The following is a 22,611-nucleotide window of genomic DNA, read 5'->3' on the forward strand; positions in this document are numbered from 1 at the left end:
GCAGAAGCTGGCCCGCCGGTTGGCGGGCCGGATCCGGTTAACGGATCGCGTCTTTCAGGGCCTTGCCGGCCTTGAACCCGACGGTCTTGCTGGCGGGGATCTGGATGGTGGCGCCGGTTTGCGGGTTGCGGCCTGTGCGAGCCTCGCGGGAGCGAATGCTGAAGGTGCCGAAGCCAATGAGCGTGGTGTCTTCACCCCGGGCCGCTGCCGCAGACAGCTGATCGGTAAAGGCGTTGATAACTTCGCTGGCTTTTTCCCGGGTCAGGCCGGTTTTATCGGCAATGGCGGCGGCAAGCTCTGGTTTGCGCATCGGATACTCCTGTTTGATTTCGTTCTGATTATTGTGTTTGACCGCAAGGCAGACCCTGCGGTTGAAGCAATCTATAGTGGCTTTGGCCGAAATGTGCAAACCCTGTTCGGTTACGAACTGTGGCCGCAGGCGTCATTTGCGGGGTTGGTCTCATAAACCGGAGCCCGGTTTGGTCATAATGCATGGCCGGTTACAGGATGTAACAAAGCGATTCTGGCGGCGCCAGGCGCTGATGTTTTCTGAATAACACAAGAATAAAAGGGTGTTGATGCTATGAATGATTTCCGCAAAGCCGGTTCCGGAATTCGTGGGCTGGTGGCCGCTGTTGGTGCCAGCCTGGTGCTCACCGGTTGTGGTGCCGTCAACCACATGATCTACAAAACCACCGGTGATGTGATGCAAGGGTTCTCACGCAATCACACGGTGCCTTACCTGCTGGAATCGGATGACCTGGCCATGGGTTGCTCCATGAGTGAGGCGACAGCCCCACTGCTGATGTCGTTTGGTCGCGTGACCCGCGAACCGGACCAGCTGGCGGTTATGTTGTACCTCTCGGCGGGCGGTTGTGCGGAGGAGCAGGCCCGGGAGCATGAACTGGCTGCGGCGCGGGCAATGTATTCCATGAACGCCGGTGAGGCCCAGGATGCGATGATCCGGCAGAAACGGGCCCATACCCAGGCGGCGAAGCGTTACCTGAAGGGCTGGCAGCATCACCACGCCCATTACGGTGATCCGGATGGCGGGGAATGCCCCAAATTCAAAGACGATCTGGATGAATTCATTTACCTGGCCGGCTTGTTGTCCGGGTTGCAGGCATTGAATGCCCAGATACAGGCATCGTCCTCAATTGGTGTGCCGTTCAACACCGGTTCCGTGGTTGGCCGGGCGACCCAATGCCTGGACAACAAGAAATGGTGGGGCGCACCGATGGGGCTGCGGGCAACGGTCTGGGCCATGATTCCGGGCACCCAGCCGGAAGGTGAAGACGCCTTTGAACGACTGGCTATCGCCAGCAAGCAGGGCGAAGAGGCGGGCGTCAGGCTCGGCCACGTTTTCCACGCGATCGCCGCAGTAAACAAGAACGACGAAGCCTTGATCAAATCGGTGATCCGGGACCACGCCGAATCGTTGAAGAATGACGCGTCCAGCGAACAATGGCGGTTTGTTGATGCCATGGCCAGCAACATGCTGGTGGCCATTTCTGATCGTTTGTGGGTCGAGAACACCGGCCACCGAACCCCCATCGGTCAATTCGGCAGCTTCTGGGATGATCAGCGGGCGCCGGTCGAAACCATGGATCTGGATGATCTGCTGTAACTCCTTCAAATTCCAGGGTAGGTTTTATGACTAAGGGTGGTCTGCAACGTTCTGGGCTGGAATGGTTCTCTTCCTTGCCGGCGTGTCTGTTGCTGCTGGCTGTGGTGTTGTTCTCGACCAGCAGTGATATCCATAACCAGATGCTGCGCGGTGGTGAGCAGCTCTGGAGTGGATACTACAAACTCCGCATGGATCCGGTGCAACCGGAGTGTAACCCGGACCGGGATATTGAAGCTGCGGTTGCGGAGGAAATGGCGGCAGGGGCTCCAGACGATGACCCCATGGCGGCTTTGCTTGGCGCACATGAAAAGAATCCGGCGGATGTCCGGCTGGCCATCGAGCGATCAGTCGGTGAGTGTCAGGCGGCCCATGCCAGCTATCTGGAGTTGCAGGACCAATTGACGCCCGGGGTGAAAGCCTATCGTGCGGTGGAATTGTTCGTGGCCGATCTGATCGCCTTCGGCTTGGCGGGCCAGCGATATATCCTGGTGATACTGGTGATGCTGTGTGCGGTTACCGCAACCCTGACCCGACACCATATCGCCATGCGGGCGATGGAAACCCGGCTCGATTACATCGTTTCCCATACCCTGCAGACCATTGCCAACGCCATGCTGCTGGGCTCCAGTGCTATCTTCCGGCAATCCAGCCTGGGCAGCAGTACCGCGGTTTCCGGTGAGGAATTGATGCTCCACAATCTGTGGATTGTCGGTTTTGCCTGTCTCACCCTGGCCAGCCTGTATCGGCTGTTCCGGGTGCCCTCCAATCTACAGGAGGGTGGTCGGCTCGGGCAGGCCTTCCTTGCGGTGCCCCTGTATACCGTCATGTGTCTGATCTCCGGCACTTATTTCGCGATGATCGGCCACTCCTCGGGTATTGGTATCTACCTGGGTAAGATGATGGAGCTGTCGGACATGTTTCTGAACGTCGGCCTGTACGTTTGGGTTGGCATGATGCTCAAGCAGACTCGCCTGGCGACTCTGGTGTTCAATGTGTTCCGGCCCTGGCGAATGCCCCCGGAAATGCTGGCGGTTGTTGCCGTATTGGTGGCTGCTGTGCCGACGGCCTATACCGGTGCTTCAGGGATCTTTGTTATTGCCGCCGGTGCTGTGATTTACAGCGAACTGAGGGCCGCGGGCGCCAGGCGACACCTGGCCCTGGCGGCGACGGCCATGTCCGGTTCGTTGGGCGTGGTTCTGAGGCCATGTCTGCTGGTGGTGGTGATCGCCTACCTGAACCGGGAAGTGACGACCGACGAACTGTTCGGTTGGGGTATCTGGGTATTTGTCCTGACCGCGACCATGTTTGGTCTGGTGGCGATGTCGGTCAACCGGCAGAGCAAATTCGACCTGGCGCCGACCGCTCAGGCTTTCCCGGCCTCATTCCGGGCGCTCCGGCCGCTGTTGCCCTACGCCCTGGTGATCGCCGGTGTCGTTCTGCTATACCGCTTCGCCCTGGACGTGAAGATGGATGAGTTCTCCGCGCCCCGGTTGCTGCCGGTGATCATGTTGGCGATTCTGGTCTATGAGCATGTCAGTCTGAAGAAGCGGGCCAGCCCGGAACCGGGGCAGGCTCGCCACCCGGGACTGGAGCGCAGCATCCGTGGCGCAACCAACGACACCACCGCCGAAATCGGAGCACTGCTGTTGCTCCTTGGCCTGTCGGTCAGCATTGGTGGTGTCATCGAGCGTTCCCACATCATGGAAGCCTTCCCGCAGGCCTTCGATAGCGCCTGGTCTGCCATGTTGCTGATGGTGGCCATCCTGGTAATCCTGGGTATGATCATGGATGCTTTCGGTGCCGTGATTCTGGTCACTGCTACCGTAGCCACCATTGCCTATTCCAGTGGTATTCACCCGATACACTTCTGGATGGTGACGCTGGTGGCCTTCGAACTGGGTTACCTGAGCCCGCCGGTGGCACTCAATCACCTGCTGACCCGTCAGGTGGTGGGTGAGGCCGAGGTGCTGGCTGCCCAGCGTGAGGGTGGCACCTTCTACCAGCGCCATGAGCGTATCATCATGCCGTTGATTGCCATGGGTATTTCCCTGCTGCTGGTGGCCTTCGTGCCGCTGTTGTTCTACGCCACCTGATCCCGAGGGGCTTCGGCCCCTGCCAGTATCAGACAACAAAAAAAGCGCCGTGCTCTCGCAGGGCGCTTTTTTTGTTGGGTCAGGCTCAGCTCAGTTTCGGGCCGGCCTCGACGATGGCGTCTGCCACATCGAACTTCTTGAAGTTTTCCACGAACTGGGCAATCAGCTCCTGGGCCTTGCCGTCATAGTATTCCGGGCTGGTCCAGGTGTTGCGTGGGTTCAGCAGTTCGGTGTCGACACCAGGGATGTGCTTGGGCACGTCCAGGTTCAGGGCGTCCAGATGCTCGGTTTCCACGTCATCCAGATCGCCATTCTGGATGGCGGCAATGATGGCGCGCGTGGTCGGAATGCTGAAACGCTTGCCTTCGCCATAGGGGCCGCCGGTCCAGCCAGTATTGACCAGGAATACCTTGCTGCCGAACTCGTCGATCCGCTTCATCAGCAGCTCGGCGTATACGCCGGCCGGACGCGGGAAGAAGGGGGCGCCAAAGCATGTTGAGAAGGTGGACTTCAGCTTGGACGAAGAGCCCATCTCGGTTGAACCAACCAGTGCGGTGTAACCACTCAGGAAGTGGTAAGCGGCCGCTTCACGGCTCAGGATGGAGACCGGGGGCAGAACGCCAGTCATATCACAGGTCAGGAAGATAATGTGCGACGGCTCGCCGGCGCGGTTCTCCAGAACCCGCTTCTCCACGTGCTCCAGCGGGTAGGCGCAGCGGGAGTTTTCGGTGAGGGAAACATCGGTGTAATCCGGCTCACGGGTTTCCGGATCGATCATCACGTTTTCAACGATGGCGCCAAAACGGATGGCATCCCAGATGATCGGCTCGTTCTTCTGGCTCAGGTCGATGCATTTGGCGTAGCAGCCACCCTCAATGTTGAATACCGTGCCGGGGCCCCAGCCGTGCTCGTCGTCACCGATCAGGAAACGGTGCGGATCGGCAGACAGGGTGGTCTTGCCGGTACCGGACAGGCCGAAGAACAGGCAGGTTTCGCCGTTCTCGCTGACGTTGGCGGAGCAGTGCATCGGCAGTACGTCTTTCTCTGGCAGCAGGAAGTTCTGTACAGAGAACATGGCTTTTTTCATTTCGCCGGCGTAGTGCATGCCTGCCAGCAATACCTTGCGCTTGGCAAAGTTGATGATCACGCAGCCATTGGAGTTGGTGCCGTCACGCTCGGGCACACACTCGAAGTTGGCGGCGTTGAGGATCTGCCATTCCTGCTTGTCGGCCGGGTTGTAGTCATCCGGGCGGATAAACAGGTTGCGGCCAAACAGGTTCTGCCAGGCGGTTTCCGTGGTCATTTTGACCGGCAGGTAGTGTTCGGGGTCAGAGCCGACGTGAACGTGGGAGACAAAACTGTCTTTTTCAGCAATGTAGGCTTCAACACGATCCCAGAGGGCGTCGAACTTGTCGGCGTCGAACGGGCGGTTGATCGGGCCCCAATGGATGTCGTCAGCGGTGCTGGGCTCCTCGACGATAAAACGGTCCATGGGAGACCGGCCGGTACGTTCGCCGGTGGTGACCACCAGGGAACCGTTGGCTGCCAGTTGTCCTTCATTTCTGGCCAGTGCCACTTCAACCAGTCTTGCTGTACTCAGATCATTATAAGTGTTGCTCACTTCGACCTCGCCCTCGGGATGTCTTCGTGATTGCTCAGGCCGTCCCCCCGAAAAAAATTGACGGAAATCTGAACAATCGGGTCAATTCAGGCGCGCTATTATGCCAGAGACGCCGGTAAAAAACGACTGCCCTGAAAGCCGCGCCAGATGCGGCTTCCGGGCAAGTTGAGTGACTGCTTAGTGTAACGTATGACCGGTGAAAAGGTGATCAATGTCATTTCTATTGAAGCGATAGTTTGCGTGACAGAACTGGCAGTCCATGTTGATGCTGCCCTGCTCGTCGAGGATGCTGTAACACTCGTCTTTGCCGATGGCCTCGAGGGCGGCGAGGGTGCGCTCCCTGGAGCAGCTGCAGCGAAAGGCCACCGGTTCGGGATCGAACAGCCGCACGGTTTCCTCGTGGAACAGCCGGTGCAGCAGGGTTTCGCTGTCGAGCGTCAGCAACTCTTCGGCCTCGACAGTGCGCGCCAGGTGATTGACCCGGTTCCACAAATCATCGTCTTCTTCGGTATGGCCCGGCAACCGCTGCAGCATCAGGCCGGCGGCGGTGTCTTCGTTGGCGAACAGGAACAGGCTGGTGGCAATCTGCTCGGACCGCTCGAAATACTCTTCCAGACAGCCGGCCAGCGTATCGGCTTCCCTGGGCACCACGCCCTGATAGCGTTGGCCCTGGTCCGGGGTGATGGTGATGGCCATGCGGCCGGTGCCCAGAAGTTCGTTCAGGGTATCGCCGGTAACGGCCTGATCGTCATGGCGGGCAAGGCCCCGGATATGGCGGTCGTGGCTGCATTCGGCCATCAGTGTGCGCAACGAGCCTTCGCCGGCCGCCTGCAAGGACAGGGTACCCTTGAACTTCAGGCTGCTGCTCATCAACACGCTGGCCACCAGCGATTCGCCCAGTAAACGGCGAACGGATTCGGGGTAAGGGGCCTGGGTGCTGATGTCACTGAAACTGTTACCCAGTTGAACCCAGGCACCCCGAACCTGGCTGTCTTCGAAAATAAAACGCTGGAATTGATCTCGGGATGCCATGGTGTCTCCTGACGCTGTCTGTGGGGTTGATGGTACTGCCCGCGCGGAGGGTAATTGAGGCGGGCGTACTGTTTACGAGCTGTGGTGTGATCCGGTTTTACAGGCCGTTCTGGTCCCGGAACCGCTGAATATCCCGGCGGTCTTTCTTGCTCGGCCGGCGGGCGGGTGGTAATTGGGCTGCCTGCATGGTCTTGCGCTGCCAGGCCAGTTCTTCGCGTTTTTTCACGCTGTCACTGGTTTCGTGGTAAAGCTTCTGGGCCTCTGGAGCACCCCTGCGCCGGTCGCTTATTTCATCCACGATCACGATTTTTTCCTGCCAGCCCAGGCGCAAGGTAACCCTGGCGCCAGCTTCGACAATCTTGCCGGGCTTTGTTCGCTGGCTATTGTAGTGCACCTTGCCGCCTTCGATGGCTTCTTTCGCCAGGGAACGGGTCTTGTAGAAGCGGGCGGCCCAGAGCCATTTGTCGAGCCGTACCTTTTGTTCGTCAGCGCTGGTTGCCGTCATATCTCCTCACCGGGTTGGCACCTGCCGTCGGGCTTTGTGTTAACCAGATTATAACCGGCTCGTCATCGGGATGGCAGGGGCTGTTGCGAACGCAGTGATGGCAGCACTTCATCAAAATGGCGAATGCCGGGGATCTCAGGGTGCTGTGCATTGGGTGCCTGGGTGCTGTCGGGCTCAAGAATGGCCAGGCATTGGCCGATGCCTGCCTGGCGGGCACTCTCCAGCACGGGAAAACTGTCGTCCACCATCAGGGTTTTGTCTTGCCGGTACGGGACTTTTCTGCCGAGGTCTCGCCAGAAATCCCGATCTTCCTTGGGTTTGCCGAATTCATGGCTGGAAACGATGGCATCCACATGTTGGTCCAGGCCGGTGCGCTCCAGTTTCAGTGCCAGGGGGTCCGGGTGGCAGTTGGTCACAATGACCGAGCGCAGGCCGGCTTGGCGCAACGAAGACAGAAAGTCGGGCACGTGGGGGCGGTAGCCGATGCGATCACTGACTTCCGCCTTCAGCTGGTTGATATTCACCGACAGCCGTTCGCTCCAGTAGTCGGTGCAGTACCAGTTCAGTGACCCCCGTTCCGCCATGATCATGGCCAGCAGGGTCTCTTTCGCCTGTTGGGGATGCAGGTCGTACTGTTCGGCGTAACGTCTGGGCAAGTGCTCGAGCCAGAAGTGCGAGTCGAAGTGAAGATCCAGCAGTGTTCCATCCATATCCAGGAACACGGTATCGAGGGTTGACCAATCCACCATAAACAAAAACAGCCTGAAGGGTTTCCTTCAGGCTGCCTCAGATTCCGGCGGCTGGCAAGCCGGGATTCTACTGATCGCCGGAGTAGGCTCAGTCAGCAGCTTGCTCAACGGTTTCGGACTTGCGGCCGGTACGCGAGCAGCCCAGACAGCGAACGAAGGTCGCCTTGGCAGGACCCACAACCAGCACGTCGCCGGCTTCACCGGCGTTTCCGCCGAGCGCAGAGAACGGCAGGGATACCAGGTAGACGGCACTGCCGACAATGGTGGTGGCCAGCAGGGCCGGACGCAGCAGAACCGCATCGGCCGTCATGGCCAGCGCTGACGGGCTCTCATCGACCGCTCTGGCGTGGCCCAAAGATGAAAAAGCCAGCAGACAGGCTGCCACCGTTGCAACCAGAGTGCGGGAAATCTTGCGGGTCATGACGATTCTCTCCTGTTAATTCTCTGTTAACTATGAATCATATTGCCTGAATTTCAAACGGTTTTTGTTTGTATTGTGTGAGTTGTGTGATGTTGGTTTGCAGTTTCAGCGTTGGCAACGAGGGCAGTACACGGTGGAGCGATTGTTCATCCGGGTTTCCTTCAGTACGGTGTTACATTCCGGGCAGGGGGCGCCACCATGCCCATATACCAGCAATGACTGGGCAAAATAACCCGGCTTGCCGTCGCTGTTAACGAAATCCCGCAAGGTGGTGCCGCCCATCAGGATGGCTGCGCTCAGGGTTTCCTTTATGGCTTCAGCCAGCCGGTGATAGCGGTCCAGGCTGATCCGGCCCGCCTTCCGTTTCGGGTGTATGCCGGCTTTGAACAGTGCTTCGTTGGCGTAGATGTTGCCAACCCCGACCACCACATGATTGTCCATGATGAAGGATTTGATCGGGCTCTGTTTGCCCCGGGACAGCCGGAACAGCCAGGCACCACCAAATTCCGGCGACAGCGGTTCCGGGCCAAGATCCCGTATCAGTGGGTGCAGGGTGCAGTCGTCGGCCCACAGCCAGCAGCCAAAGCGCCGGGGATCGTTGAAGCGCAGGGTGCGGCCGTTGGCGAGACAGACATCAACGTGGTCATGGGCGGCGGCCGGGCTGCCGTCGGTGATCACCCGCAGGCTGCCGGACATGCCCAGGTGCACAATAACAGTGCCGCCATCCAGATGCAGGAACAAATATTTCGCCCGGCGGTCTACGGACCGGATAACCTGGCCCTGCAGGCGCTCCGGTAAATCCCCGGGAATCGGCCAGCGCAGCCGGGCATTACGAATCACTACCCCGTTTATCTTCTGGCCTTCACAGTGGGGCGCAATGCCCTGACGAGTGGTTTCTACTTCGGGTAATTCGGGCACGAAGCCTCCGCTGGCAAACGTATTCTGGGGCCATAAGTGTAAACAGTAACAAAAAAGCCACCAAACGGTGTTGTTGACGCGTACAGCTGTACGCTAAAGTTGGTCAAGCATATTCCCTTCGAGTGTTTGCGAATCTCCCTCCGCAGTATCGCCTTTCGAAGTTGATGAATTCTTGAGGATAATTTATGTGGTTTAACGGTCTCCTTGACCTCTCGGTATGGCAGTTGATAGCGGTCACCCTGGTGCTCACCCATATCACCATTGTCAGTGTTACGCTCTATCTGCACCGTCACTCGGCCCATAACGCCCTGGATCTGCATCCGGTGCTCAAGCACTTTTTTCGCTTCTGGCTGTGGATGACCACTGCGCAGAACACCAAAGAGTGGACCGCGATCCACCGCAAACACCACGCCAAGTGTGAAACCGAGGAAGACCCCCACAGCCCGGTGGTCCTGGGTATCCGCAAGGTCCTGCTGGAAGGCGCAGAGCTTTACGCCGAGGCGGCCACCCCGGAAACCCTCGAACGCTATGGTCAGCGCACTCCGGAAGACTGGATTGAGCGCAACGTGTATAGCCGTTACAAAATGCTGGGTATTGTGCTGATGGCGGTGCTAAACCTGGCACTGTTCGGGGTCCACGGTATCTGGATCTGGGCCGTACAGATGATGTGGATTCCAGTATGGGCTGCGGGCGTGGTCAATGGCATTGGCCACTATCTGGGTTACCGCAATTTCGAATGTGCGGATAATGCCCGCAATATTTCGCCCTGGGGCATCCTGATCGGCGGCGAGGAACTGCACAACAACCATCATACCTATCCGAATTCCGCCAAGCTGTCCCGTCGCTGGTACGAAGTGGACATTGGTTGGGGCTACATCCGCCTGTTCCAGTTGTTTGGTCTTGCCAAGCCCAAGGGCTACCGGCCGATTGCTCATTACGTTCCGGGCAAGCAGGAGGTGGATGTGGAAACCGTTCAGGCCATTACCAACAGCCGCTTCGACATCATGCGTCAGTACCGCAAACGGGTCATGGAACCGGTCTTGCGCCAACAGCGTTCACTGATGGACGACGAAATTCGTCCCCGCTACCGAAAGCTGAAGCAGCTGTTATCCCGAGAAGCTACGCTGATCAAGCCCAAGGACAAAGAACAGCTGGAAACGGTTTTGGAGCGCCACGAAATCCTGCGCCAAATCTACGAGAAGAGCCACGAGCTGCAACAGTTGTGGCGTCAGCGTGGGCTGAAGCCCCAGGAAAAACTGCAGGCGCTGATGGAGTGGTGCAAAGAGGCGGAAGCCAGCGGCATTCGCTACCTGGAGGAGTTCGCGGCGCACCTGCGGGCCTACTCCCTGCGCCCGGTTGCCTGACGCGCCCCCGCCGTTTAGGTACCAAAAAAGCCAGATGGGTTCGCTCATCTGGCTTTTTTGTTTTGTCGCGGCGGCACTAATCCGTTTCCGGGTTAACCCGGTACAGGCTGTAGGTCACCTGGCCCGCGGTTTTCTGCCGATGCAGCAACCAGCCGGTGGGCACCTGCGGTGTTGCCCGTTCGCTTTCATGTTCCACGTACACCCAGCCGCCCGGTTTGATCCATTGGCCGGATTCCAGAAGCGGAAATAACCGTTCCAGCCAACCCTGGCGGAAGGGTGGGTCCATGAACACGATGTCGAAGGGTGGACGCTGCCGGTTGGCCAGATAGCTTTCCGCATCCTGGCAAACCACCACGCCTTTGTCGGATTTCAGTAACCGCAGATTGTCCCGCAAGGCGCTGGCCAGTGCCGGGGTATGGTCGACCAGCGTGGTGCTGGCAGCACCGCGGGAAAGCGCCTCCAGGCCCAGGGCTCCGGAGCCGGCAAACAGGTCCAGACAATCGCTGCCGGCAATCTGGAAGTTGAGCCAGTTAAACAGGGTTTCGCGGGTACGTGCAGGGCTGGGGCGAACACCGCCGGCATCCGGAAATCTCAGCTTTCGGCTGCGCCAGTCACCGCCGATAATACGCAGCTCCCCGGTACCGCTGGAGAGCGCGCGCGCCGCAGGCGTCGGGCCGGTTTTGCGGTTTGCCGGTTTGCGTCTGGCCATGGTTGTGCTCCGGAGTTCTGAACAGGTTGAATTGTGGGTGATTATGTTACCGGAAAGCAGTCGGCAGGGGATAATGGGCCAGCCCCTCACTTAGGCCTGCAGGTCTGCTAGAATGTGCGCTTTATTTTCGCCCGCCCCTTTCAGACAGATGGTAAGACTATGACGGCAGAGTGGATTTCAATCGGCCTGTTGGCCCTTCTAGTTCTGTTCTTTGTGCTGGATATCGCCGGTAACCGTAAGCGTGTCCCCCGGCCGAAAGCGGTGGTCCAGCGCAAGCCTGAGGTCGCTCGGGGTCCCGCTCCAGCGGAACCAGAGCCAGCCCGGGAAACGCCGGAAACCGCTCCAGCAGAGCCGGTCGCCGAAGCACAGCCCGAGGCACCTTCTGCGGAGGCAGAGTCCGTCAAGGAAGTGCCGGCGGCCGAGTTAGCCCAGGAGCCAGAACCGGCTCCAGAGCCGGAAGCCCAGGTCAGTGTTTTTGAGCGAATCAGGAAGGGCTTGGGTAAAACCCGTGCCAGCCTGACCGGCGGCCTGGCAGACCTGTTCTCGGTGGGCAAGAAGATCGACGAGGACTTGCTGGAGGAAATCGAAACCACCCTGTTGATGGCCGATGTGGGCGTTACCGCCACTTCCGAGATCATTGAGTCGCTCACCGACAAACTTGAGCGCAACCAACTCAAGGACGGTGCGGCCCTGCGTAAGGCCTTGCGTGACGAGCTGCATGGCCTGCTGAAGGACGTCACCAAGCCGCTGGATATCCACACCGACAACAAGCCTTACGTCATCCTGATGGTGGGCGTGAACGGTGTTGGCAAAACCACCACCATTGGCAAGCTTACCCGTAAGTTCCAGGCGGAGGGCAAATCCGTCATGCTCGCGGCTGGTGATACGTTCCGTGCCGCGGCGGTGGAGCAGTTGCAGGTGTGGGGAGAGCGCAATAACGTGCCGGTGGTGGCCCAGCATACCGGCGCCGACAGTGCTTCGGTGATTTTTGACGCTATCCAGTCCGCTCAGGCCCGGGGTACCGATGTGGTGATAGCAGACACCGCAGGCCGCCTGCAGAACAAAGACAACCTGATGAACGAATTGACCAAGGTTGTCCGGGTCATGAAAAAGCTGGATGAATCGGCGCCCCACGAAGTGATGCTGGTGCTGGACGCCGGTACCGGCCAGAATGCCTTGAGCCAGGCCCAGGTCTTCCAGCAGGCGGTGGGCGTCAGCGGTATTACCTTGACGAAACTGGACGGCACCGCAAAAGGCGGTATTGTATTTGCCATTGCCCGCCAGCTGCAGCTGCCTATCCGCTTTATCGGTGTGGGCGAGCAGGCCGAAGACCTGCGCAGTTTTGATGCGGAAACCTTTGTCGACGCCCTGTTCGACGACTGAAGCACCGGCTACGGAGCCCGCGCCCGAAATGATCGAGTTTCGCCAAGTTACCAAACGCTATGACAGCGATCACACCGCTTTGCGCCAGGTGAATTTTCACCTGGACCGGGGGGAGCTGGCGTTTCTGACCGGGCACTCCGGCGCGGGCAAAAGTACCCTGCTAAAGCTGATCATGGTCATGGAGCGCCCCACGGCCGGTGAGCTGATCGTTGGTGGACAGCGCCTGAACAGTTTGCCGCGGCGCCAGATCCCCTACATCCGCCGGCATATCGGCGTGGTGTTCCAGAACCACCAGTTGCTGTTTGATCGCACTGTGTTCGATAACGTCGCGATGCCACTGGAGGTGATGGGCGCCTCGCCCAATGACATCGGCCGTCGGGTGCGGGCGGCGTTGGACAAGGTGGGCCTGCTGAACAAGGAGAAGATGAATCCGCTGCAGTTATCCGGCGGTGAGCAACAGCGGGTCGGCATTGCCAGGGCTGTGGTGAACAAACCGCCCGTGTTGTTGGCGGATGAGCCGACCGGTAACCTGGATCCGGAGCTGTCTGCAGATATCATGCATTTGTTTACCGAGTTCAGCCAGGTGGGCGTGACCGTACTGATTGCCACCCACGACATTGCCCTGATCAATGAGATGGGACGGCGAAAGCTGACCCTGGATCATGGCCAGCTGATCGCCGGTGGGCATGCCCCGGCAGCGGGAGGTGCCAGTGGCTACTGAACCCCGGCACAAGCAGGATAACCGGCGCGGGGCTGCCAATCGGGGGAAGTCTCCGGTGAACGCCCAGGCCCGTAGCTATCTGGAGCATCACCGGAAGGTGGCCCGGGATTCCGCCCGGCGTCTTTGGCAAACACCGGTGGCCAGTATGATGACCTGGACCGTGATGGGCGTGGCGCTCGCCTTGCCCGTCGCACTGTTGCTGCTGTTGGGCAGTTTGCAGGGCGTGAGTGCCGGCTGGGAGAGCAGTGCCAGGATTACTGCCTACCTGGCCATGGATGTCTCTTTGGAGCAAGCCGGGGAACTGGCGGAGGAGGTCCGGGGCGATGGCCGGGTCCTGTCGGTTCAGCTGGTGGATCGGGATCAGGCCCTGGAGGAGTTTCGCGCATCGTCCGGCCTGGACGATGCCCTGGATTTTCTGGATGACAATCCGTTGCCCCATACCTTGTTGATCACCCCCCAGGACAGCGCCCGCTCCGCTGATGGCGTGCAGGCCCTGGTGCGGTTTGTTGATGGAATGGATGGCATTGAGCAGGTGCAGGTAGATCTTGGCTGGTTGCAGCGGCTCAATGCCATGACCGACATTCTGGCCCGGGCGGTCTGGGCCCTGGCGCTGTTGCTTGGCTCGGCGGTCATTCTGGTGATTGGCAATACCGTGCGCCTGGCGATTGAAAACCGGCGGGATGAAATTCTGGTAGCCAAGCTGGTGGGCGGCACCGATGCGTTTGTCCGCCGGCCGTTTCTGTACACCGGGGCCTGGTTTGGCCTTGGAGGTGGGGTGGTTGCCTGGTTGTTGATCCAGGTTTCCTTGTGGTGGCTGAACGGGCCCATTGAGCGGCTGGCAGGCCTTTACCGCAGCGAATTCTCGCTGCAGGGGCCGGGCTTTGACGGTGCATTGGCATTGATTATCATCGCAATGCTGCTAGGCTGGCTAGGCGCTTGGCTCGCGGTAAAGCGCCATCTGGATGACATTGAGCCGGGTGATATTGCCGGCGGGTGATCCCGGTATCGGGAAAACCGTATTGAAGAGAGAGTTTGTTCTGGCGTAGCTTAAGGGTCAGAAAAGCCACGGTGGACTTTTCAGGTTGTTGTTTTGTAACGTTTTACTGGAAAGTTCGGGAACTAATCAAGTTCTTGGCGGTCTAAGTTTTAGTTGTTATATTTAATGGCTGTCAGGTTCGGAGGTTAATACATGGGTACGAGTTTACAGCTGGCTGACAGACTGGTTCCGGGTGCCAACCTTGAGTCTTATATTCAGGCGGCAAGTCGCATTCCGGTGCTTTCCGTGGATGAGGAGCGGGAGCTTGCTGAGCGCCTGCACTATGATGGCGATGTGGAAGCCGCCCGCCAGCTGGTGCTGTCGCACCTGCGATTTGTGATTCATATTGCCCGGAGCTATTCCGGCTACGGCCTGGCTCAGGCGGATTTGATCCAGGAAGGTAACGTGGGCCTGATGAAGGCCGTCAAGCGCTTCAATCCTGAGTATGGCGTGCGTCTGGTGTCGTTTGCCGTGCACTGGATAAAGGCCGAGATCCATGAGTTCATTCTGCGCAACTGGCGTATTGTGAAGGTCGCTACTACCAAGGCTCAGCGTAAGCTGTTCTTCAACCTTCGCAGTCAGAAGAAGAAGCTGGCTTGGCTGAACCACGATGAGTTGAATGCGGTCGCGAAGGATCTGGGGGTAGAGCCTCGGGTGGTGCGCGAGATGGAAGGCCGGCTGGCGTCCCACGACACTTCGTTCGAAGGGCCGATGGATGACGACGATGACAGCAGCTACCAGGCGCCTGCTTACTACCTGGAAGATCGTCGCAGTGATCCTGCGGTGCAGCTGGAGAACGCCGATTGGTCTGAAGATTCCAATGGCCGGTTGATGCAGGCGTTGTCGGCGCTGGATGAGCGCAGTCAGGATATTCTGCGTGAGCGCTGGTTGACGGATGGTAAGTCGACGCTGCATGAGTTGGCGGACAAGTATGGTGTGTCGGCGGAGCGCATTCGGCAGTTGGAGAAGAATGCCATGAAGAAGATCAAGGCGCAGATGATCGAGGCGGCTTGATTGGCGCCACCCTGCTTGGCTTGAAACGCCACCACCGTTCGCGGTTGGTGGCGTTTTTGTTTGTATACCTTATAGAATCCAGACATCCGGGCAGAAGCGGCTGGGTGGGTCTTTCCAAAACACGCTCCTTCGGCACATCCATGTGACGCTTGGGCTCCGCCATCCATGGCTCCGCACAGTTTTGGAAAGACCCACCCAGCCGCTTCTCCTACTTTTGGAGCGGGACCAGAAAAATGACGAGCAGACTTCCTCACATCGCCTTCCTCGGCATCGGCCTGATGGGCGCACCGATGACCCGTAACCTGCTAACGGCCGGTTACCCCATGACCCTGTGGAACCGCACTGCGAGCAAGTGCGAGCCTTTTGCCGGCGAGGCAACCATTGCCGGGACCCCGGCTGAGGCAGTTGCCGGTGCTGACGTGGTGATCACCATGCTGGAAAACGGCGCGGTGGTTGAGGACGTGCTGGTGGCTCAGGGCGCTCTGACGGCTCTGAAATCCGGGGCGTTGGTGATTGATATGAGTTCGGTGCAGCCGTCGCTGGCGCGGCGGTTGGCCGGGTTGGCGGCGGAGCAGGGGGCGGGATTTGTGGATGCGCCGGTGTCGGGCGGTACTCTGGGCGCGGCTGAAGCTCGCTTGAGTATTATGGCCGGTGGGTCTGAGGCGGATGTGGAGCGGGCCCGGCCGGTGTTTGAGGTGTTGGGTAAGTGTACCCGCATCGGGCCGGTGGGGGCCGGGCAGTTGGCGAAGTTGGCGAATCAGGCGATTGTGGGGATTACCATTGGTGCGGTTTCTGAGGCGTTGTTGCTGGCGGCCAAGGGTGGCGCAGACCCGGCGGCGGTGCGGGAGGCGCTGATGGGTGGGTTTGCCGGTAGTCGGATTCTGGAGCTGCACGGGCAGCGGATGATTGACCGGGATTTTGCACCCGGTGCGCCGGCGCGGATTCAGTTGAAGGATATGCGGATGATTCTGGACGAGGCCCGGGCCGAGGGGCTGACGCTGCCGTTGGCGCAGCAGACCCATAACGAGTATTTGTCACTGGTGGCCAATGGCCACAGTGATGTGGACCACAGTGGTCTGTTACTGGAGCTTGAGCACCTGAACGGCACGTTGTTGGGATCCTTGGGCCGTGGCCCGAAGGAAGACACTCCAAACTCAAAGAACTAAGGAGCGGGCAATGCCACGGTTTGTTGCCAATCTGTCGATGTTGTTTACCGAGGTTCCGTTTCTGGAGCGCTTTGTCCGGGCGCGGGCCGCAGGGTTCACCGCGGTGGAGTACCTGTTTCCCTATGACTGGCCGGCAGAGCAGCTGGCAGAGCAGCTACGGGAGCAGGGCCTGACCCAGGTGTTGTTCAACCTGCCACCTGGTGACTGGCAGGCCGGGGAGCGGGGCATTGCCTGTTTGCCGGACCGGGTTGAGGAGTTTCGTGCCGGGGTGGATCAGGGTATTACCTATGCGCGGGTGCTGGGCAACCGGCAGCTGAACTGCCTGGCAGGGTTGAAGCCGGCAGATCTCGATGAGCAGACCGCCTGGGAGACGCTGGTGGCGAACGTGCAGTATGCCGCTGATCGCTTTGCCGAGGCGGGCCTGACCCTGTGCCTTGAGGCGATTAACAGCCGGGTGGATATGCCAGGGTTTATGCTGGACACCGCTGGCAAGGTGATGGCCTTGATTGAAGAACTCGATGCGGACAATGTGCGGTTACAGTATGACATCTATCATATGCAGATTATGGAAGGCGATGTGATTCGTACCATGGAGTGCCTGTTACCCTGGATTGGCCACATCCAGTTTGCCGATAATCCGGGCCGGCATGAGCCGGGTACCGGCGAGATTAACTTTTCGAATGTTTTCGCAGCGCTGGATCAAATGGGTTATCAGGGCTGGGTGAGTGCGGAATACCGGCCATCGTTGGTAACCGAGGACACTCTGAGCTGGTTCCGGGCGGCAAATTGACCGTCGTCATAGGCGACACCCTCTTACAAGATGGTAACTGGCTGGTTTCCGGAGTTCTTCGTACCCTAAGAGTTAATGTAATCCGCTATCAGGAGGAGCACCGGTGAAAGCGCTGGTAATCGAAGACGATCGGGATGTAGCAAATTATCTGCTGAAGGGACTGAGAGAATCCGACTTCGTGGTGGATCATGCGGCCGACGGCAAGGAAGGCATGATGATGGCGGCCAGTGAAGAGTACGACATCATGATTGTGGACCGCATGCTGCCTGGCATGGATGGTTTGTCCATTATCAAGACGGTGCGGGCAACGGGGAATCAGACCCCGGTACTTATCCTCAGCGCCCTGGGCGATGTGGATGACCGGGTAGAAGGGCTGCGTGGTGGCGGTGATGACTACCTCACCAAACCCTTTTCGTTTACCGAACTGCTGGCCCGTATCGAATCCCTGATTCGACGCAATCGCCAGGCGGCGGAAACGGAAACCGTGCTGAAGGTGGCAGACCTGGAAATGGATCTGCTGGCCAGGACCGTTAAGCGTGCCGGTCAGAACATTGATGTTCAGCCCCGGGAATTCCGCCTGCTGGAATACCTGATGCGTAATGCCGGCCAGGTGGTCACCCGGACCATGCTACTGGAGAAAGTCTGGGACTATCACTTTGACCCCCAGACCAACGTGATTGACGTGCACATCAGCCGCCTGCGGGCCAAGATCGATAAGGAATTCGACACGCCGCTGCTGCAGACGGTTCGGGGTGCGGGATACATGCTGCGTGAAACTGCTTAGTCAGCTCAGGACATCTTCTTTTCAGCTGGCCCTGCTGTACATGGTTGTGTTTGCCACATCGGTATTCCTGTTGCTGGCATTCATCTACTGGCGCACGGCCGGCTTCATGACCGCCCAGACCGATGAAACCATCGAAGCGGAAATCGCCGGTCTGGCGGAGCAGTACCGCGGGCGTGGCGTGAACGGACTGATCACCATCATCCGTGAGCGCGTCGCCCGGGACCCCAACGCCAAATCCATCTACCTGCTCACCACAGACGACTTCCTCAAGCTGGCCGGTAACATTGAAACCTGGCCAGGGGGCAGTCGCTCGTCGGACACCGGCTGGATCAACTTTACCCTGGATTCCTCCGTGGGCTGGCAGGGGCCGGAGCGGCTTGCCCGTGCCCGGATTTTTGAGGTCCAGGGCGGGTTGAAATTATTGGTGGGGCGGGATGTTGAAGAACTCACCAATCTCAAGCGGGTGATCGAAACCGCCATCAACTGGGGCATGGGCATCACCCTGGCACTGGCGTTACTGGGTGGCTTTTTGATGAGCCGTGGCACTACGCGCCGAATCGAAGTCATCAACAATACTTCCCGGCGAATCATGAACGGTCATCTGTCACTACGCATACCCACCCGCGGCACCGAGGACGATTTTGATCAGCTCGCCGAAAACCTGAACCAGATGCTCGACCGCATTGTTTACCTGATGGAAGGTATTCGCCATGTGTCAGACAGCATTGCCCACGACCTTCGCACCCCGCTGACGCGCCTGCGCAACCAGCTTGAGAACACCCTGATTGCCGTGGACAACGATGAGGCCCGGGAACAGGTGGGCAGGGCAGTGGCCGAGGCGGACCAGTTGCTGGCAACCTTCAACGCTCTGTTGCGGATTGCCCGGCTGGAAACCCGGGGGAATTCGGCGGACATGAAAGTGGTGTCCCTGGACGAGCTGGTCAGTGATGCCTGTGAATTGTACGAAGCCCTGGCGGAGGACAAGGAGCAAGCCTTCGCCCAGTCGCTGGAGCAAGGCGTGATGATCGAGGGTGATCGGGACCTGCTGTTCCAGATGATCAGCAACCTGATCGACAATGCGATCAAATACACACCGGAGCACGGTTCCATCCAGGTGGTGGTTCGCCGCGATGGCGCGGGCGCGGTGTTTGAGGTGCAGGACTCCGGTATCGGTATACCGGACGACGAGAAAAGCCAGGTGTTCCAGCGCTTCTATAGGGTGGGCAAGAGTCGGTCACTGCCAGGCAACGGCCTGGGATTGAGCCTGGTCAGTGCGGTAGCAGAAATTCACCAGGGCCAGATTTTGCTTAGTGATACCCATGAGGGAGAGGAGCCGCCTGGCTTGACGGTCACCGTGCAGATGCCCGCCTATACCGGGGTCCGCAAGCGGATCAAGGCAACACCGGCCGAACAGGCAGAGGAGACCCAGAACGATAGGTCGTCCTCTACCGAAACCAGTAGCGCCTGAGTCTTACTGACTGGCGCGAAAACGGTTAACCACCGGGCTGATCAGTGCACCAGCGCGGGCTTCGACCAGGCCGCTGATGTGCTCGAACTGAGAGCGGCGACGGTCCACTTTGGCCTGAATGCTGTCCCATTCCCCTTCCAGATGCTTCTGCTCAGCCATCAGAAAGGCCGCGATGTTGTGGCGATTCAGTTTGCTGGTGATGCCCAGACTGTCCAGGCGAAAGCCCAGGCTATCGACACCTTCCAGAGCCAGGTTCATCAGTTTTTTGGTGTTCATGGATTTGTCTCCAAACGAAAAGTCAGTGTTGATTACCTCGCACGCTATCTCCGGCGCCTAGAGTGTACAACCTAATTTCAGCCGATCAGCCAGGTTTCAGCCTTGCAAAAAGGTAATTCCGTGGCCACCGCCGGGTAATGCCCGCTCTGTAGAATGGAAATTGTAGATGCAGAAGCAGGTAGAAAGTTGCTTGCTTCTCCCTCCAGCACAGCGCTAGCCTTATACCCCGTGACCCACGGGGTTTTTTTATGCCCTGAATTTTCTGTTTAACCCGGAATCCCTGATCTGATGAGCAAGACCGAAGGTTCGACGGCTCCAAGACCGCGCTATATCACACCGGACGGCGAGCAGGCGTTACGGGAGGAGTTGCAGTACCTGTGGAAAGTGAAGCGTCCCGAAGTCACCCAAGCCGTGCGCGAGGCCGCCGCCTTGGGGGATCGCTCTGAGAATGCCGAATACATCTATGGCAAAAAGCAGCTACGGGAAATCGACCGGCGGGTAAGGTTCCTGAGCAAGCGCCTGGATGAACTTACCGTGGTCGACCGGCTGCCGGACGATCAAAGCCGGGTATTTTTCGGGGCCTGGGTCACCATCGAGGACGATGACGGTGAAGAACAGACCTACAGGTTGGTGGGTGCGGATGAATTTGACCTCGCCAAGGGCTATCTGAGCATCAATGCCCCGCTTGCCATGGCATTGATCGGCAAGCATCTGGACGATGAGGTCTCCGTGAAAACGCCGGAGGGCTGGAAGACGGTGGTCATCACCGGTATTCGGTATCAGCCGGCAGACACTGGCAAGTGAAAATCGTCACAGAATCGTCTTTTGGTTGAGCAAAGCGTCACCAATGGCGATAGACTGATCAAAAATTGTCACCCGAAAGGGCAATGGAAGATCAATCAGGGTTGATGCGATGAATTCGTCAGAGTCACACACCGGTTCAAAATGGGCAGGTCTGGTCGCCATGGCTACCGTGGTGCTATCGCTGGGGCTGATATCAGCCAGCGCTCAGGGTCAAAGCGCCGGCAACACAGCACCGGCGTTTGAACTGGAGCAGCGCTCTACCATTGATACCATTCCGTTCCGCTCCATCGAAGAGGAAACCCTGGCCAATACGGTCATTGAGGGCGGGCTCGAAGCGCCGGCCGCAGGCGTTCCCGTGCAAACCGCCAGTGACGACGACTTCTATCTTGATCCTCTGGCATTGCAGCCCAGAGACAGCCGTACCGATCTCGGGCGCTCCGAAATTCCGGTGGACATCCGGTTCAGCAATCCCAAGCTCATCCCGGGCCAGACCCACAGCAACACCTACTCGATCCGGCCACCGGAGAATCGCACCTACGATACTCTGAACGTCAATATGACCGGGCGCTGATTCCCCCGGCGCCACTTCGAACCTGTTCAGGCCACTGCTGCGTTCGGGGTGGCCGTCTTACCAAGTACGTCCTCGTAAAAGAAGGTCAGCGCCTGGGTGGCCTGGTTAAGCCTAGCCCGAGATACGCGGATCTTGTTGCTCAGATAATCCAGAAACAGCAGTTGATCTTCTGCCGCCAGATGAGCCGGGTCTTTTAGATCGTGAAACAGCACAAAACGGCTGATCCAGTGCAGGTAGGTTTGTTCGGCCCGCTGATTCAGCTGGCGTTTGCGGATGGCGGCCTGTACATCTCCGACCATACCGGGCCGTGAGTGCTCGAGCGCCTGGGTAATATCCATGGTGTGTACTCTTCAGAAAGCTTGTTGTTGTTATGTTGCGCGCATCATATGACAAACGTTTGAACGGCGCAAAACCGAAGGCGGTATTTTCCTGCGGTTGAGGGCTGCACGCGCCAAAGGGGCGGGCACAGCCCAGGGAGTATTACTTCAGTGAGTCGAGCTTATCGATGTACTGCTGCATAGCCTGATCGCTGGAGGTGCCTTTCAGCTTCTCCCAGGCGTCGTATTTGGCGCGGCCCACGAAATCCATCATGCCCGGGCGCTTGCCGGACACGTCGCCTGCGGTGGCTTGCTTGTACAGGGCATAAAACTCAAGCTTCATCTCGTTGGACGGTTTGAAATCGCCCTCGGCGGTCTGGATATAGTTTACCGCTTCATCAAACTTCGCCTTCAGGTCACTCATGGTGTGTCTCCTTGGTGTAAATGGTTGTCTCCTCGAAGGATATCGCGAGTATAGCCTTGGCCGGCAGTGCCGTCATTGACTGAAACTGCATTCGGTCCGGCAACAGGGCTATCTGGCAAAAGTTTGCCCGACAGCACAGTTTGGGCCATTGCTGGCCAGTTTTTGCTTGAGAATGCCAGATCACCTGTGTACAGTTTGACGCGTTGTCTGCCAGGACGGCAGGCATCAAGGACTGAACAACACTGCAAATGAATTGCACAGGGAGCACGCCATGTCTGCCAAAGACGGTTCCGTCGCGCCGAAAGAGCGCATCAATATCAAGTATGTCCCCGCCACCGGCGACCAGCAGGCTGAAACCGAGCTGCCGCTGAAGATGTTTGTGGTTGGCGATTTCAAGGGCCATGCTGAAGAAACCCCCATCGAAGACCGCAAAGCCATTTCCGTTGACAAGAACAACTTCCGTTCTGTCATGAAGGAAGCCGGTCTGACTTTGTCTACGTCGGTCTCCAACAAGCTCGAAGAGAATGCCGATGACCTGCCGGTCAATCTGGAATTCCAGGGTTTGGACGACTTTTCTCCGGACAGCATTGCCCGCCAGGTACCCGAGCTGAAAAAACTGATCGAGCTGCGTGAAGCCCTGGTTGCCCTCAAGGGCCCGCTGGGCAACGTGCCTTCGTTCCGTTCCAAGCTGCAGGAACTGCTGGACAACGACAGCGCCCGGGAAAAACTGCTGGCCGAGCTCGAACTGGCCACCGAAGGCGGCGAGTAAGCGCACCACCGGAATCCGGTAACCAATACCGATTATCAATCACGTACTG

25 protein-coding genes are annotated in these 22,611 nt (G+C 58.6%); 14 read left to right on the forward strand and 11 right to left on the reverse strand.

The genetic code is table 11. The annotated features are described in order from the left end of the window. Positions 1-37 precede the first annotated feature (37 nt). A complete protein-coding gene (locus ASQ50_RS11690; RefSeq protein WP_058090771.1) occupies positions 38-310 on the reverse strand; it encodes an HU family DNA-binding protein in 273 nt (90 codons plus the stop codon). A 273-nt stretch (positions 311-583) separates the two neighbouring features. Here ASQ50_RS11690 and ASQ50_RS11695 point away from each other — a divergent pair, with 273 nt between their 5' ends. Next, positions 584-1,627, forward strand: coding sequence for a hypothetical protein (locus tag ASQ50_RS11695; RefSeq protein WP_058090770.1), 1,044 nt, complete (start codon positions 584-586; stop codon positions 1,625-1,627). A gap of 26 nt (positions 1,628-1,653) precedes the next feature. Next, positions 1,654-3,720: a TRAP transporter large permease subunit gene (locus ASQ50_RS11700; protein WP_058090769.1), complete on the forward strand. Its 2,067-nt coding sequence runs from the start codon at positions 1,654-1,656 to the stop codon at positions 3,718-3,720. 85 nt (positions 3,721-3,805) lie between these two features. On the opposite strand, the gene ASQ50_RS11705 is transcribed toward ASQ50_RS11700, so the two are convergent. From ASQ50_RS11705 to mutM, 6 genes are all read right to left on the reverse strand, one after another. Next, complete coding sequence (locus tag ASQ50_RS11705) at positions 3,806-5,341, reverse strand: phosphoenolpyruvate carboxykinase (protein ID WP_058090768.1); 1,536 nt, start codon at positions 5,339-5,341, stop codon at positions 3,806-3,808. Positions 5,342-5,518: 177 nt separating this feature from the next. After that, positions 5,519-6,373, reverse strand: a complete 855-nt coding sequence (gene hslO, locus ASQ50_RS11710) for an Hsp33 family molecular chaperone HslO (RefSeq protein ID WP_058090767.1) — start codon at positions 6,371-6,373, stop codon at positions 5,519-5,521. A gap of 97 nt (positions 6,374-6,470) precedes the next feature. Continuing rightward, a complete protein-coding gene (gene hslR, locus ASQ50_RS11715; RefSeq protein ID WP_058090766.1) occupies positions 6,471-6,878 on the reverse strand; it encodes a ribosome-associated heat shock protein Hsp15 in 408 nt (135 codons plus the stop codon). A 62-nt stretch (positions 6,879-6,940) separates the two neighbouring features. Further along, positions 6,941-7,627 (reverse strand): GMP/IMP nucleotidase, encoded by a 687-nt coding sequence (gene yrfG, locus ASQ50_RS11720; RefSeq protein WP_058090765.1) that lies wholly within the window; start codon positions 7,625-7,627, stop codon positions 6,941-6,943. An 88-nt stretch (positions 7,628-7,715) separates the two neighbouring features. Further along, positions 7,716-8,048 (reverse strand): hypothetical protein, encoded by a 333-nt coding sequence (locus ASQ50_RS11725; protein WP_058090764.1) that lies wholly within the window; start codon positions 8,046-8,048, stop codon positions 7,716-7,718. A gap of 105 nt (positions 8,049-8,153) precedes the next feature. Further along, a complete protein-coding gene (gene mutM, locus ASQ50_RS11730) occupies positions 8,154-8,966 on the reverse strand; it encodes a bifunctional DNA-formamidopyrimidine glycosylase/DNA-(apurinic or apyrimidinic site) lyase (protein ID WP_058090763.1) in 813 nt (270 codons plus the stop codon). A gap of 185 nt (positions 8,967-9,151) precedes the next feature. Here mutM and ASQ50_RS11735 point away from each other — a divergent pair, with 185 nt between their 5' ends. Further along, a complete protein-coding gene (locus ASQ50_RS11735; protein ID WP_058090762.1) occupies positions 9,152-10,330 on the forward strand; it encodes a fatty acid desaturase in 1,179 nt (392 codons plus the stop codon). Between the two features lie 76 nt (positions 10,331-10,406). Here ASQ50_RS11735 and rsmD read toward each other — a convergent pair whose 3' ends face one another. Next, a complete protein-coding gene (gene rsmD / locus ASQ50_RS11740) occupies positions 10,407-11,039 on the reverse strand; it encodes a 16S rRNA (guanine(966)-N(2))-methyltransferase RsmD (protein WP_058090761.1) in 633 nt (210 codons plus the stop codon). A 159-nt stretch (positions 11,040-11,198) separates the two neighbouring features. Between rsmD and ftsY the strand changes: the two genes are divergently transcribed. From ftsY to ASQ50_RS11780, 8 genes are all read left to right on the forward strand, one after another. Continuing rightward, the gene (gene ftsY, locus ASQ50_RS11745) at positions 11,199-12,422 is read left to right on the forward strand and encodes a signal recognition particle-docking protein FtsY (RefSeq protein ID WP_058090760.1); all 1,224 of its coding nucleotides are present in this window, start codon (positions 11,199-11,201) and stop codon (positions 12,420-12,422) included. 28 nt (positions 12,423-12,450) lie between these two features. Beyond that, a complete protein-coding gene (ftsE, locus tag ASQ50_RS11750) occupies positions 12,451-13,143 on the forward strand; it encodes a cell division ATP-binding protein FtsE (RefSeq protein ID WP_058090759.1) in 693 nt (230 codons plus the stop codon). Next, a complete protein-coding gene (gene ftsX, locus ASQ50_RS11755; protein WP_058090943.1) occupies positions 13,133-14,140 on the forward strand; it encodes a permease-like cell division protein FtsX in 1,008 nt (335 codons plus the stop codon). Before ftsE ends, ftsX begins: the two co-directional genes overlap by 11 nt. A 192-nt stretch (positions 14,141-14,332) precedes the next feature. Next, positions 14,333-15,193, forward strand: a complete 861-nt coding sequence (gene rpoH, locus ASQ50_RS11760) for an RNA polymerase sigma factor RpoH (protein ID WP_058090758.1) — start codon at positions 14,333-14,335, stop codon at positions 15,191-15,193. A 233-nt stretch (positions 15,194-15,426) separates the two neighbouring features. Further along, on the forward strand, positions 15,427-16,359 hold the full coding sequence (locus ASQ50_RS11765) for an NAD(P)-dependent oxidoreductase (RefSeq protein WP_058090757.1): 933 nt from the start codon (positions 15,427-15,429) through the stop codon (positions 16,357-16,359). A gap of 10 nt (positions 16,360-16,369) precedes the next feature. Further along, positions 16,370-17,149 (forward strand): hydroxypyruvate isomerase, encoded by a 780-nt coding sequence (hyi, locus tag ASQ50_RS11770; RefSeq protein WP_058090756.1) that lies wholly within the window; start codon positions 16,370-16,372, stop codon positions 17,147-17,149. Between the two features lie 103 nt (positions 17,150-17,252). Then, positions 17,253-17,933 (forward strand): response regulator transcription factor, encoded by a 681-nt coding sequence (locus tag ASQ50_RS11775; RefSeq protein ID WP_011787144.1) that lies wholly within the window; start codon positions 17,253-17,255, stop codon positions 17,931-17,933. Continuing rightward, complete coding sequence (locus ASQ50_RS11780; RefSeq protein WP_058090755.1) at positions 17,920-19,401, forward strand: sensor histidine kinase; 1,482 nt, start codon at positions 17,920-17,922, stop codon at positions 19,399-19,401. The genes ASQ50_RS11775 and ASQ50_RS11780 overlap by 14 nt, the downstream gene beginning before the upstream one ends. Positions 19,402-19,404: 3 nt before the next feature. On the opposite strand, the gene ASQ50_RS11785 is transcribed toward ASQ50_RS11780, so the two are convergent. Beyond that, the gene (locus ASQ50_RS11785; protein WP_058090754.1) at positions 19,405-19,677 is read right to left on the reverse strand and encodes a hypothetical protein; all 273 of its coding nucleotides are present in this window, start codon (positions 19,675-19,677) and stop codon (positions 19,405-19,407) included. 288 nt (positions 19,678-19,965) lie between these two features. Between ASQ50_RS11785 and greB the strand changes: the two genes are divergently transcribed. Next, complete coding sequence (gene greB / locus ASQ50_RS11790; protein ID WP_058090753.1) at positions 19,966-20,481, forward strand: transcription elongation factor GreB; 516 nt, start codon at positions 19,966-19,968, stop codon at positions 20,479-20,481. A 109-nt stretch (positions 20,482-20,590) separates the two neighbouring features. Next, positions 20,591-21,052, forward strand: coding sequence for a hypothetical protein (locus tag ASQ50_RS11795; protein ID WP_058090752.1), 462 nt, complete (start codon positions 20,591-20,593; stop codon positions 21,050-21,052). A gap of 26 nt (positions 21,053-21,078) precedes the next feature. On the opposite strand, the gene ASQ50_RS11800 is transcribed toward ASQ50_RS11795, so the two are convergent. After that, complete coding sequence (locus tag ASQ50_RS11800; RefSeq protein WP_058090751.1) at positions 21,079-21,390, reverse strand: site-specific integrase; 312 nt, start codon at positions 21,388-21,390, stop codon at positions 21,079-21,081. A gap of 142 nt (positions 21,391-21,532) precedes the next feature. After that, positions 21,533-21,793 (reverse strand): acyl-CoA-binding protein, encoded by a 261-nt coding sequence (locus ASQ50_RS11805; RefSeq protein ID WP_058090750.1) that lies wholly within the window; start codon positions 21,791-21,793, stop codon positions 21,533-21,535. Between the two features lie 271 nt (positions 21,794-22,064). On the opposite strand from ASQ50_RS11805, the gene tssB reads away from it, so the two are divergent. After that, entirely contained in the window at positions 22,065-22,562 is a 498-nt protein-coding gene (gene tssB, locus ASQ50_RS11815) for a type VI secretion system contractile sheath small subunit (RefSeq protein ID WP_058090748.1), read from the forward strand. The last annotated feature ends 49 nt before the right edge of the window (positions 22,563-22,611 follow it).

The organism is Marinobacter sp. LQ44 (assembly GCF_001447155.2).
Classification (GTDB): domain Bacteria; phylum Pseudomonadota; class Gammaproteobacteria; order Pseudomonadales; family Oleiphilaceae; genus Marinobacter.

Excerpts from the sequence above, each read along its gene's own strand:
- ASQ50_RS11690 (WP_058090771.1), bottom strand. The coding sequence starts at position 310 with ATGCGCAAACCAGAGCTTGCCGCCGCCATTGCCGATAAAACCGGCCTG.
- ASQ50_RS11695 (WP_058090770.1), top strand. The coding sequence starts at position 584 with ATGAATGATTTCCGCAAAGCCGGTTCCGGAATTCGTGGGCTGGTGGCC.
- ASQ50_RS11700 (WP_058090769.1), top strand. The coding sequence starts at position 1,654 with ATGACTAAGGGTGGTCTGCAACGTTCTGGGCTGGAATGGTTCTCTTCC.
- hslO (WP_058090767.1), bottom strand. The coding sequence starts at position 6,373 with ATGGCATCCCGAGATCAATTCCAGCGTTTTATTTTCGAAGACAGCCAG.
- hslR (WP_058090766.1), bottom strand. The coding sequence starts at position 6,878 with ATGACGGCAACCAGCGCTGACGAACAAAAGGTACGGCTCGACAAATGG.
- yrfG (WP_058090765.1), bottom strand. The coding sequence starts at position 7,627 with ATGGTGGATTGGTCAACCCTCGATACCGTGTTCCTGGATATGGATGGA.
- ASQ50_RS11725 (WP_058090764.1), bottom strand. The coding sequence starts at position 8,048 with ATGACCCGCAAGATTTCCCGCACTCTGGTTGCAACGGTGGCAGCCTGT.
- ASQ50_RS11735 (WP_058090762.1), top strand. The coding sequence starts at position 9,152 with ATGTGGTTTAACGGTCTCCTTGACCTCTCGGTATGGCAGTTGATAGCG.
- rsmD (WP_058090761.1), bottom strand. The coding sequence starts at position 11,039 with ATGGCCAGACGCAAACCGGCAAACCGCAAAACCGGCCCGACGCCTGCG.
- ftsY (WP_058090760.1), top strand. The coding sequence starts at position 11,199 with ATGACGGCAGAGTGGATTTCAATCGGCCTGTTGGCCCTTCTAGTTCTG.
- ftsE (WP_058090759.1), top strand. The coding sequence starts at position 12,451 with ATGATCGAGTTTCGCCAAGTTACCAAACGCTATGACAGCGATCACACC.
- rpoH (WP_058090758.1), top strand. The coding sequence starts at position 14,333 with ATGGGTACGAGTTTACAGCTGGCTGACAGACTGGTTCCGGGTGCCAAC.
- ASQ50_RS11765 (WP_058090757.1), top strand. The coding sequence starts at position 15,427 with ATGACGAGCAGACTTCCTCACATCGCCTTCCTCGGCATCGGCCTGATG.
- hyi (WP_058090756.1), top strand. The coding sequence starts at position 16,370 with ATGCCACGGTTTGTTGCCAATCTGTCGATGTTGTTTACCGAGGTTCCG.
- ASQ50_RS11785 (WP_058090754.1), bottom strand. The coding sequence starts at position 19,677 with ATGAACACCAAAAAACTGATGAACCTGGCTCTGGAAGGTGTCGATAGC.
- greB (WP_058090753.1), top strand. The coding sequence starts at position 19,966 with ATGAGCAAGACCGAAGGTTCGACGGCTCCAAGACCGCGCTATATCACA.
- ASQ50_RS11795 (WP_058090752.1), top strand. The coding sequence starts at position 20,591 with ATGAATTCGTCAGAGTCACACACCGGTTCAAAATGGGCAGGTCTGGTC.
- ASQ50_RS11800 (WP_058090751.1), bottom strand. The coding sequence starts at position 21,390 with ATGGATATTACCCAGGCGCTCGAGCACTCACGGCCCGGTATGGTCGGA.
- ASQ50_RS11805 (WP_058090750.1), bottom strand. The coding sequence starts at position 21,793 with ATGAGTGACCTGAAGGCGAAGTTTGATGAAGCGGTAAACTATATCCAG.
- tssB (WP_058090748.1), top strand. The coding sequence starts at position 22,065 with ATGTCTGCCAAAGACGGTTCCGTCGCGCCGAAAGAGCGCATCAATATC.